General features: G+C 40.0%; 17 protein-coding genes. 4 read left to right on the top strand and 13 right to left on the bottom strand.

Annotation, left to right across the window (positions count from 1 at the left end; translation table 11 throughout):
- The first annotated feature begins 155 nt into the window (after positions 1-155).
- The 4 genes from AB4653_RS05670 (at position 156) to AB4653_RS05685 (ending at position 2,730) form a co-directional block, all read left to right on the top strand.
- A complete protein-coding gene (locus AB4653_RS05670; RefSeq protein WP_102257397.1) occupies positions 156-1,562 on the top strand; it encodes an N-6 DNA methylase in 1,407 nt (468 codons plus the stop codon).
- Positions 1,563-1,747: 185 nt separating this feature from the next.
- Positions 1,748-2,041 (top strand): hypothetical protein, encoded by a 294-nt coding sequence (locus tag AB4653_RS05675; protein ID WP_102257398.1) that lies wholly within the window; start codon positions 1,748-1,750, stop codon positions 2,039-2,041.
- 105 nt (positions 2,042-2,146) lie between these two features.
- Positions 2,147-2,473: a hypothetical protein gene (locus AB4653_RS05680; protein WP_102257399.1), complete on the top strand. Its 327-nt coding sequence runs from the start codon at positions 2,147-2,149 to the stop codon at positions 2,471-2,473.
- An 11-nt stretch (positions 2,474-2,484) separates the two neighbouring features.
- On the top strand, positions 2,485-2,730 hold the full coding sequence (locus tag AB4653_RS05685; RefSeq protein WP_102257400.1) for a hypothetical protein: 246 nt from the start codon (positions 2,485-2,487) through the stop codon (positions 2,728-2,730).
- 117 nt (positions 2,731-2,847) lie between these two features.
- On the opposite strand, the gene AB4653_RS05690 is transcribed toward AB4653_RS05685, so the two are convergent.
- The 13 genes from AB4653_RS05690 to AB4653_RS05750 all read right to left on the bottom strand — a co-directional run bounded on the left by AB4653_RS05690 (position 2,848) and on the right by AB4653_RS05750 (position 10,672).
- A complete protein-coding gene (locus AB4653_RS05690) occupies positions 2,848-5,004 on the bottom strand; it encodes a hypothetical protein (protein ID WP_102257401.1) in 2,157 nt (718 codons plus the stop codon).
- A gap of 19 nt (positions 5,005-5,023) precedes the next feature.
- Positions 5,024-5,647: a hypothetical protein gene (locus AB4653_RS05695; RefSeq protein WP_102257402.1), complete on the bottom strand. Its 624-nt coding sequence runs from the start codon at positions 5,645-5,647 to the stop codon at positions 5,024-5,026.
- A 340-nt stretch (positions 5,648-5,987) separates the two neighbouring features.
- Positions 5,988-6,302: a hypothetical protein gene (locus AB4653_RS05700; RefSeq protein ID WP_102257403.1), complete on the bottom strand. Its 315-nt coding sequence runs from the start codon at positions 6,300-6,302 to the stop codon at positions 5,988-5,990.
- An 81-nt stretch (positions 6,303-6,383) separates the two neighbouring features.
- Positions 6,384-6,593, bottom strand: a complete 210-nt coding sequence (locus AB4653_RS05705) for a hypothetical protein (RefSeq protein ID WP_102257404.1) — start codon at positions 6,591-6,593, stop codon at positions 6,384-6,386.
- A 15-nt stretch (positions 6,594-6,608) separates the two neighbouring features.
- Positions 6,609-6,866 (bottom strand): hypothetical protein, encoded by a 258-nt coding sequence (locus tag AB4653_RS05710; protein WP_102257405.1) that lies wholly within the window; start codon positions 6,864-6,866, stop codon positions 6,609-6,611.
- 10 nt (positions 6,867-6,876) lie between these two features.
- Positions 6,877-7,044 carry a hypothetical protein gene (locus AB4653_RS05715; RefSeq protein ID WP_157936390.1) on the bottom strand — a complete coding sequence of 56 codons (168 nt, stop codon included), beginning with the start codon at positions 7,042-7,044 and terminating at the stop codon, positions 6,877-6,879.
- A gap of 32 nt (positions 7,045-7,076) precedes the next feature.
- Positions 7,077-7,589, bottom strand: a complete 513-nt coding sequence (locus AB4653_RS05720) for a DUF262 domain-containing protein (RefSeq protein ID WP_240798309.1) — start codon at positions 7,587-7,589, stop codon at positions 7,077-7,079.
- Positions 7,590-7,600: 11 nt separating this feature from the next.
- Entirely contained in the window at positions 7,601-8,068 is a 468-nt protein-coding gene (locus AB4653_RS05725; RefSeq protein ID WP_133151954.1) for a hypothetical protein, read from the bottom strand.
- A gap of 167 nt (positions 8,069-8,235) precedes the next feature.
- Complete coding sequence (locus AB4653_RS05730) at positions 8,236-8,508, bottom strand: hypothetical protein (protein WP_133151955.1); 273 nt, start codon at positions 8,506-8,508, stop codon at positions 8,236-8,238.
- Positions 8,509-8,564: 56 nt separating this feature from the next.
- Entirely contained in the window at positions 8,565-9,176 is a 612-nt protein-coding gene (locus AB4653_RS05735) for a hypothetical protein (RefSeq protein WP_102257408.1), read from the bottom strand.
- 57 nt (positions 9,177-9,233) lie between these two features.
- Positions 9,234-9,536: a hypothetical protein gene (locus AB4653_RS05740; protein ID WP_102257409.1), complete on the bottom strand. Its 303-nt coding sequence runs from the start codon at positions 9,534-9,536 to the stop codon at positions 9,234-9,236.
- 51 nt (positions 9,537-9,587) lie between these two features.
- Positions 9,588-10,196, bottom strand: coding sequence for a hypothetical protein (locus tag AB4653_RS05745; protein WP_102257410.1), 609 nt, complete (start codon positions 10,194-10,196; stop codon positions 9,588-9,590).
- A 26-nt stretch (positions 10,197-10,222) separates the two neighbouring features.
- The gene (locus AB4653_RS05750; RefSeq protein ID WP_102257411.1) at positions 10,223-10,672 is read right to left on the bottom strand and encodes a hypothetical protein; all 450 of its coding nucleotides are present in this window, start codon (positions 10,670-10,672) and stop codon (positions 10,223-10,225) included.
- Between the last annotated feature and the right edge of the window lie 80 nt (positions 10,673-10,752).

Consider the following 10,752-nt stretch of genomic DNA (forward strand, 5'->3'; position numbering starts at 1 on the left):
TTCTTCATCACTTTGACAGAGTGATGAAGAAATACAAGCTCACATACAAGAGCCACCAGCTAAGAACGATGAACAAGATGAAAGCTAAGTGTAAAGGCTAATCAACATATCAAAGCCGTCGATACATCAACAATATCTCAGTGGGGAACTAGACCATGAATTACCAAATTGAAAGAAACCCGGCATTACAATTTTCGAATGCAACTTCTGATGCTATGAGGAAGCTAGGTTTTAGCAAGCAAGGTCTAATGTACCAAAGCGTTTGGGACATAACTGACAACTTAATGTCATACTTGAAGTACGACGGCGACGAACTCACCCTTCCTGAAAATCTTGTTATTTGGAGATCTCTCTGGGAGGAACTTGAATCTAACACCAAAATTGGGGACGACCACTTTGCGAACATCAACCAAGAAGGTTCGAAACGTGGTCGTAGTTATGGGTCTGAGTTTTTCACCCCCGCCCTTCACTCAGATATCATGTGCAATGTAGCAGTTGATAGCCTTATGTGCCTATCGAAGAAATTACAAAAAGATGAGCGATTGAAGATCTTAGAACCGAGCTGTGGTACTGGGGCGATACTAATGAGATTCATCAAGGCCGCTTACCATAAATGTCCTGAATTACTGCCTAGAATGGATTTTATAGTTAACGATTTGAACCGCTCTAGCACCGACGCAGTTAGCATGAACTTCATGCTGCAACAGTTAGTCGGAGTGCCACTTACTGACCTAACAATTCACAATGGCGATGCATTAAAGTTACTTCCTATGTATGAGGGTCAAATTCATTGCGTCATCGGTAACCCTCCATTCCACAAAGTATCGTCAAACAATTACCCTGCAGGAATGACTCTGCCGTGCTTCTACAATAAACCTTTAGAGTATCTATACGCTAACGGCGGCCTTAAGATCGATAGCCCTACCTTTAAAGACGTCGATGGAAAGAAGCTATCTAAATTAAAATACAACTCAACGGTCCCTCTAGATATAGCAATCACAGAAATGTCCATTAGACTACTGAAGCCACTGGGTATTTGTTCTCTTGTTATTCCTGACGGGATTTTAGCGAATAGCAAATCAAAAGCATTTCGCCAGGGCCTAATCGATGGGGCTCATAACGATTCACCTATAAACCTCCTATCAAACATGTCACTTCCTAGTACGACATTTTTACACTCAGAAACAAGCGTCAAAACATCAATACTGACCATTTCAAAAAACGTGGCCGTTGATAGTGTCATGATGGCAGTAATTGAAGACTTGGGATGGGATAGTAGAACTAAAGCATTAAGGGAAGACGACATTACAAAGGGGAATATAGACAAGCTACTCAGCGAATTAAAAAAAACCTACGCTCACTGCGTCCAGAAGACGTTGTGTGACGAAACACTTCTTACCACCAGCGGTTTGGATAATCGATACCTAGAAGCAACGAAACCAGTATTGCTTACAGCTTCAGTGCCAGTTTTTGAAAGTGGACGATGCAAGCCAGCAGAATTAATTAATATAAACCCTCACCAAGATAATATTGATTTAGCAATGAGTGTTAACTCGATTTAGCTGACAAAGGATAAAACTAACCACTCTTTCGGGTGGTTTTTTATAGGTATTATTAGGTGTTAGGCGTCAATCCAAATAGTAAAGACTTCCAAATTAGCAAAGACTTCCAAATTAGAGTATGAGAAGTGGCTAATTCATGAACTACATGCTAAAATTACAGTATATAGTGTAAACGAGGTTTTATTATGAGTCACTTCTCAGCAACTGTTCAACTTGTTCACTTTGATAGCTCGCAATACAAGAGTTTTTCTCGCGCATTACAAGCAGGGGCAGTACACACACCATCAAAACGAGTCGTTGCCTGGACTATCGAGAGTAACGATTCAAGTGAGCTCCAAGACATCGCGAGCATGTACCGAGATTTCTGTTCGGATAAAAAAACCTTTGGCTTCGTCACTTATCAAGATGCTTTTTTTCAACTAGACGAACTGGACAATATGTTGAGTTATTTAGACATGGCATTCTCTACCGCCGCTTAGAAAGTTCTTACGACTCATAGCCTCCATTGGCTTGATGTATTTATAAGCAAATGATAACGCTAACATTAACTCCGTTGAAGTAACCTAAAAATTAGAGTAATTACTATGACAAATCCTAAGACAACCAGCATTGAGTTTAACGTTGATATCCAGCTCAGTGGAATTGCTGAAGAATTAACAAAGTTTGGACTGAATTATTGCGGCGGAACCTTTAACCACCAGCCAACAAATGAAGAGTTTGAAATAACCTTATCCAAAGTTTCGTGGGTTCATGACTTAAAGAAAAATGCTGACGATATGGACCGCAAGTTAAAAGAGTCTAAAGTAACAATTAATAAGCTTGAAAAAGTACTAGAAACACTGGTTAAATCAAACTGCATAAATAACGAAGGGATTGCCATTATTGACACCCTAAAAACCATCAAGCCTTAAAGGTAAACATCATGTTAGATAATTTAGACCTAAAATCCATTCTTGTCCTTTTAAAGCAAGACATATCTATTTCCATTCCATCGGAGCGTTTGTTGCAGAACTATCCCGACTGGTGTAGCTGCCCTAACCTATCAATGGCCGGCAGTGACCTTAATGGCATTATTTTGGTTGCGGGTATTATTAATGACAATTACCCTCTTACAGAGGACGGGGTGAAACAGATCATTAGGGACACTAGAGATGCATTGTCTGAGTAGACTAACTTGAAGAGAGTTGAAAGGTAGGGTTTTAGAATTTTATCGTAAACACCAAAGCCGCGAAGCCCCCCCCTACACAGGAACAGGCAGCTGTTAACGCCTCGACAATTAACGTTTTTAAGTAAGGACCTCTTCCTTCTCGAACGCCGTCACCAGTTCAGTCAAAGGACCCCGAATTAGCACTGCTGATTGAAGCTGCTCGATTATTCCTGCTCCCTCGTCAGGTTCACATCCAAACACCGCCGTATCACTATTAGTATCCGTAAAAATACCAGCGCCAATAACTGCAGCTTTCAATTCATAAATAATGTCACCAATAAAAGTCACCTTAAGCTCTGGTTCTACAAAAGATTCCACTTGTATAGCTTCAGGCTGGATAGTTACATGATCATTTATTGCAGACTTTAAAAAGGTCAAAATATCCAGCGTATCTATTGTAGAGGCCTCCTCAACTTCAAGTACTACTTCCTCCTCAGTTGAAATGGTAACCGCATTCCGATTTCTAGGTACCTTCGAACACTGCATTCCCCTAAAATCCTCCACCTCTACAATCTCAGAAAATAGATGGGGCGAATTGGAAGTGTAATAATTGGATTCATCGGAAAAAACTTTTACCAATGCTAAAGCTCTCAGTTCATCATAACTAGGTAACTCATACACAGTGACCAGTTCTTCCTTATAAAGTTGAATTAGGTAATCTGCTACAAGGTACTTATCTATATCAATATGCTTATGCACGGTTTGGAGAAGTTCGTTATACGGCACTGTAAATCCAGTAGAACCTTTAACGTGGTATCGAGGGTCTGTGATTTCGTTCCAATAGCTTATGTGCTTATCTATGATTATAGGGTTAAGCGTACATTCTAAAGAGTCAAGAATGGAATAAAGCACCTTTGTCGATCCAGTAGTACGTAAATAGTCGATTAGTGCGCTATTTTCTATAGCAAACTTACTCAGCTCAGCATCTAAAGATCGAACATGAACACTACCCGCGCGAGCTGATTTATTGGCCCCGAAAAAGCTCTGCATTACGCAAACGTCGCTACTAAATTCCTTTTGATGCAAATTGGCAATAGCGACACGCTCTTGATAACAGCCATTGTTTGTGCGTATAAAACCACCCTTACTAGCTTCAGACATACCCAAAAAATGGACGCGAGTAAATACTGGTTGATTCTGAGTATCTTTTAGCTCAAACAACGTTTCAATGTCCTTAATATCCATTCTTAAGTTAACGGACTTTCCATTTGGAAGCTTCGCATCACATCGAGTCGGTATACCCAAAATTACTGGTGCAAAATCTATAGCTTCCAACATGTCGAGCGCGTGCTGCTGTAAATTTCCAGTAGTGATTTTATGAATAGGCATGATTAGCGAAACGGATTTCGAGAGCCTTTGAATAATGTCTCTGTTTTCACGTAACACATCAACGGCAGCGATCTGATTGAAAGGATCATCAGGTAAGACGAAATAGAAGTTATGACCGGAACCCGGGGCAAAAGTCTTGGAAATTTGTTCAACCTCCCTCAGTACTGCACCAGCATCGATGTCTTGGCCTTTTTTAATCGCATTGATGATGCCGTTGTCAAAAAAGAAAGGTTTATCTGCAAATAAGTCGAGTTTCATTCGATTCATAAGCCAATCGCACTCAGGTTTATCCTCTGCAGACTTTAAGTTAACGTTCGCAAGAGACATCCCCCTGAATTGACCTGCCTGAACAGCCCCTTCAAACTCCCCGACAGCTGATATTCCTGACCGAAAATGCATTAATTCAGCGACAGGACTCGCTTTATGTTTCAGGAGTTTAATTAATCGAGAGCGCATCACGCCGATCCCCCTAAAATCCTTACACATGTAAAATTGCTTGAAATCTTTCACCACTCCTTTGAATATCGACTTTTTTAGCATCATTTCAAACGCTTGTTGGTATGCACTTGGTAAAAATACAAACAAACCACCAGCTCTATCCTCTTCATGGATAGTTGAAATACCTAAACTCATTGCGCAATTACGAGTATGTTTTTTAACCCATTCAGCAGGAGTAACATCCACTCCCATTTGGGTGTCGTATTTTGAAACCGAAGTGTTAGCGGAAAGGAAGCCATGTTCGGCGCTCATTACAATTAAGTTAATGTGATCACTTACATCTGCAGACCCAAGATGACAACGAATGTCTTTAAACAACCTTCCGTTGTACATCTCCATTGGTTTTCCGCTACGTAACTTATCTGCTGAGCACGCAATGATAACTGTCGGCTTAATCGTTCTGTTCATTTCTAGGCTTCCATATATATTAAAGGCAGTTTTCTATCATGTACTCGGCAAAATTCGGATCAGATAAGCCAACGAAACCACAAAGGAGTTCGGGTAAAGCATTCTTATTCTTCTTGTGAAGTTCCGAGTGATATTTAATGATATGTGAGAACACCCCACCCAACGTGTAACCAAAATCAGTAAGCATTTCTTCATCAATAAGCGATTTGATGCTATTTCGCTGACATATTTCCTTAATCGCAAATTGATACATTCTGTCCATGTCATCGAGCTTTGATTGGGTCAAACTACTTTTATCCTCTAACTCCGTAGGTTCACGAACCGTAACGTGAGCCACAAACGACTCCTGGTGAAAACAGTCATGTTCTAAAGAAGTCCCAAAGATAGGTGTGACGTGATAACCCTCACCTCTTAAGCGGCGAACTCGTAAATCAGCGCCTATATGACGACGAGATGCAAAATTCTCACCCTCAGAATTGTAAATAAATACGCCGTCAGAAGCCTCCAGCTCGACTTTTACTTTCTTAATCTCTGCCTCTTCAAATACACTACAAGAGCGTGTAGGTGCCTTCTTGCGGCTGGTGGCTTCCTTTTTAGGAGCTCGACCGAAAATCACTTCACCATTTTCGTTGAAATAAGCCATTTTATTTCCTTTAACTGATGAATAGAACATAATTATAACGCGCATATGCGTTATAATACATCAAAAATTAATGCCTATTTGCGTTTATTACGACTGACGAACACCACCTCGCCGATAAACGGTAACTTAGTGCCGTGTTAGAAATTGGTGGACAGGAAAATGGAATCTGCTTATAAATCGAAGAAATATACCAATTTGGCCATAAGCACACCGCATTGAATTAACTACTGGTTCGAAAGATGTTTACATATTAAAAATGGCAAAAAGGCTAGGTTATCACCTAGCCTTTAATATAGCGCCTGATTGTTTTCAGTTCACACTTACTCTTAATCCCCCCCCCCTAGCTGTTCATTAGATGAGTCGCACAAAGGTCTGTGAGTACCGTTTCCGTTACGCTTTCGAGCGAAGGGTATTCTTTCTCTACAATAATTTCTTCCCCACTCTTGTGACCAATCACTAAATGCACTGTAGGGCTCTGCGGTTTAACTGAAATTACGATTTTCATGTTACGGTTATTCTGCAAGTAACCGACCGCCGCATTTATCTCAGGAACATACTGAACCACACCCACCGAAATCCCTCCTTCAGTTGTTTTATCAATCACGGCATGGGATTGCAGCAGTAGTTGATTGAGTTTCTCTATTGTCGTTTCCATAATCAGTCAACCCAATGTCGTCATAATTAACACCACTAGATACATAGTCTTCTATCATTGACGCAGCCGTGGTGAGCGCCGTTATGCTGATTGCTGACTAGCGGCAGCCAAGCAACGCACACCAGACGCTGTAATATGACACTGCGATGATGTTTTAAATACATCAACAATCGCTAAAATATCACCATGCTTTCCTTTCCAAAATTGTGTTTCGACATTCGGATGTTTATCAACAACGATATTTAAGTTATCTACGAACCCTTTAATCGTGTTTAATTTTTCGGTTTCCATGTCCAACCTTTCCCCTTAGATGAACTCGAAGCGATCACTTGCAGAAACACCAATCTGCACACCTGCAAATGACCATGTTTGCTTCACACCTAGTCGATTTGATTCAGCAAGGTATTCATCATAAACAAACTGAGGGACTTTCATTTCCTTGGCGCGAGTTTTTGAGCGAATATTGTATTGGTTAAGATGCAATTCCAATACGCCAGTAACACCCTTCGCCACGGTTTGTTCCGTTGTTGTCAGTAGCCAGTTTGCTAAAAATTGTCTAAACATGATTTTTCCCTTATATATTACTAAAATCGACTTTGAAGCGGCGACCTACTGGATAAGCCTCTTCGTTGTAAGTTTTTTCATACCCTTTAGCAAAAAAGGAAAGCAACCACAGAGCAAATATTTGTGGTGCTGAGTGGGGTATAAAGATCAGGCCGTCAGACACTTTTACTATTTTCATTTCTTATAAATTCCTTATTTCTAGGTTATTAGTTAAGCTCGTTCGCTTTCCAAATGATCTGTCCCTGCGAAATTTAAGTGGTTGTAAACAGTCTTAAGCTTACGCTCATCAAAGCAGTCTGTTGTTCGCTTGCCTAATTCTCGATACAAAAAGCGAGATTGTTCTCTTCGATCTAATTCACTGTAAAAAAATCCAAAGACTTTGAAATTATCGTTAGTGTAATCCAGTAGCGCTTCAACTCTTTGCTGACCATCAATTAGACAGTCCGAGTATTTAGCCAATGTGTTGTTGTCCAAATCAAGATAACCGTTCACAACAATAGAACCTATGTCATAACCTAGATAGCAAGATTCTACGAATGACACCTTTTGCGCTAAAGTCCAAACGGAATCCCGTTGCCAGTCTGGAATGGGAAATTTACCTAACATTTTTCGCGCCCACGGGTAATCTTTTTCAGAATAGCCGTGGCGTTTGTCTACTAAGTCAGAAATCATGACTCCTGATTCACTAAACTTGATAATTGGTTGTGGGATTCGATTATTCACGTATTTCTCCCTTATAAAGCTTCAGCTTCAAGTGAATGGCAAAGAACAGATATTAAATCACGCTCTAATCGAGTCGTTTTGGAGCGTTGTTCAGAGCGTTCAGATAATTTTCTAATTACACGCTCAATACGCGGTTTTCCATATCTCTCAATAAGTGCATAAGCCTGTAAATCACGGTGAGCCGAACCAATTAAACCAGTGAGACTTGCACTCAACTTACGCTTACAAAAGTTTATTGTTATGCATAAAGGAATTGAAGGTATGATAATCAGCTCACCAACCCCCCCATTTATTACCGGGTTAATAAATTCATCAACACTCAAGTTGCAATCATCAAAGGCGAAGCTAAGAGCTAAGTCCATTAGTTGAGGCTTTTTAGTTTGCTTTTGCCATACTTCAACTTTGCGCCCCAAGACCTCTGTTTCCCAAACGTGATAACTGCCACATTTAGTAATGCACTTAATCTCAACTAGCATCATTATTCCTTCTACTTAACTTTATTTATAGTAAGTTCACAAAGCTATTGTAACGCGTATATGCGTTATTTCAAGTTAAAATAATGCACATGTGCATTTTAATTATCTGATAGCCTATGCTAACTAAAAAAAGCGACCATCGGTCGCTATTTATTAACATGATCTGCTTGTTAAGTGTTTGGTGCTAACTTTGACGCGAACAGTAAAGCCTGCTCCTCAGTGATGAGTAAACCCAAATCTTGAGCTACATAAAAAGCGACGAGTTCCTGCATTTTCTTGACGACCGCTGGTGGAATAGGCCGTCCACCAGCCTCTTTAGACCATGCCGTTGCATAGCCGGAATTGTATTTCAGACCTACAGCATCACACACTTTAGTAATGGCAACCGTCTTACTTAAACCTTGTGCATTCGTCATTTCGAGATAGACTTTAGCTACGTTCATAATTACCGTTAATTTAACCTGAATTTTGAAAGAATATAGCACACAAGATGCTAGTCTCACATAAATGTACTTTTCACTATGTGAAACTCACCAACATTACTCACTTTCAAACCAATAGCCTGTAATTCTTTGCTATCCCAAACCACATCGCGTGATACCTCACAGAGTTTTGGCTCGACTAAAGACGTTTTTTTTTCAGTGTCACAATAACTACAATCCGCAGAATATAAAACCTGAGTTCCATCGAAAAGATCATAGTCGACGTAACCTAACAAACGGTCACCAACAACAAGATAGCTTTTTTTTGATTGTTGGTAGCCTAATAAATGTCTTGGCTCTTGTGAAAGCATCAGGGTAGTTAGGCATGTATCAAGATCCGTACAAATCACTATCCCTTTATTATCCACAGTAAAGCTGCTGATAACGAGCCCTGAATTGTATAAAGCGTTATAGAAATTACTGCTATCAGAATGATTAGGGAATTCTGATATATCTCCGCAGTAACCTCTTACATGCATTTCCAAAAACTCTTCAATCTCTGCAATACATTCTTCCGTATACCAAGATCTAAACTTTTTGGTAGCAAGTATATTGCCAATTTTAAAACTTCCAATTCGTGTAGTGAATTGGCCATTCATAATTACTGTTCGTAGATCAGCATCTTGCATAATCACACCATAAATCTGTAAGCCACCAGTGATATTGCTCTTGTGGCGATTGCATAGTTAATCTTCACCCGCAAGCAATAGAGTTGTAACTCCTTGCTGTAAATTCGTTTGAATTCTAATACTCTGCCCACTAATTTCATAAAAGCTCAAGACGCTATCGCTTCCATCCAAAATTGAAGCTTCGTTGAGTTGCACACCTAACTTACAAGAGTCTCCATAATCGCCAGTGGTATGCTTCAGGATACAAGCAGCTAACTCGGAACCATGACGCTCCTCACTGAACCAATCAAAAAAACCGATAGTTTGCACCAATTGACCGATATGAAATTTCGCGTCAAGTGATAAAGTAATCTTTAACATGAACATGCCTATAAAAAGTAGACGCCGCTAAATCGCGACATTTCAAGGTAATTAAGCGGCTTTAGCCGATTGGGAAGTCAGAGAATGCGCCCACTCATGAGCTATAAGATCGACAACATATTCGCTAGTATCGATTACAATTTCCATATCGATATCAGCATAGGTACCCTCAAGTAGCCCCTCTACGTCATCTAAAAAAGAAGTAGTGACTTCTGTAAACTGGGTAGATAACTCCACATCTAATTTGGATTCTTCCCCATATAGTTCAAAAACTTTTAGTCGAGAGGAATTTGAAGTTACTCTGAACTCATCGGAATAAATACCAGTTGCATCGCACCAGTAATAATGACCAGCGACTGCTAAGCGCACTACCCACTTCTCGACGGTACCAAAATGATTAACAATAGCAGCACTCGTAGCAGCTTCACCAAAAAGCCTGATAATCCCGTCCATCAGTAAAAAATCGTCATCCTTTAGAGATTGAACCCAATCATTACTACGATTACTTGCTAAATCGCCCTGAGTTAGTGACGCTAAAATCAACCCCAAGTGTTTATCTGAAAACGTTTTTCTCAGTTCAACATCAGAATTATTGATAGAGCCCACTTCTACAGATAAAGCTTTAGATGTGGCAGATTCGATAGGTGTTACAGTTGACATAAGTACCCCTTACTCACTAATTCAGATTAATGAAAGACTTGATTGGTGACATATCTGATATCTTCTTGTCTTACTGCCTTTCGTTCTTTCGCTTTTTTTAGATCTTCTTCCGACGGTGCCTTCCCTAGTTTTGCCTGATTTTTGTAACGCTCTTTTGTCGATCTAATGATTTCACAAGAGATACAAGTACCATGACAATTATCCGTATTAGAGTTATTAGCATGAAAGAATTCACGCGTCAGTGGCCAGTATTCCAAACAACTCGTACATTGCTTTTCTATGCCATCGATAGAGATAATCATCTTTCCACGCTTCAAACGGTTCTGAAGCACCCTTTCTGGTAATTCGTAGTAACTATCTGCACCAATAGCTTCAAGGATTGAAGCGTTATGACTGCGAGCGATATCAACAGGTGATTCACCCTTTGCAATCGCTTCGTTTATCAAAGTAAAGGCATGTGTATTGTTTTTGCACATAAGAATAACCTCCAGTTACATTCAGAAATGAGCGCTTCGTGCTCCGTTGAATAAAAATATACATTTATAATAATATCGCG

The organism is Vibrio sp. 10N.222.48.A3 (assembly GCF_041475345.1).
GTDB lineage: Bacteria > Pseudomonadota > Gammaproteobacteria > Enterobacterales > Vibrionaceae > Vibrio > Vibrio tasmaniensis_A.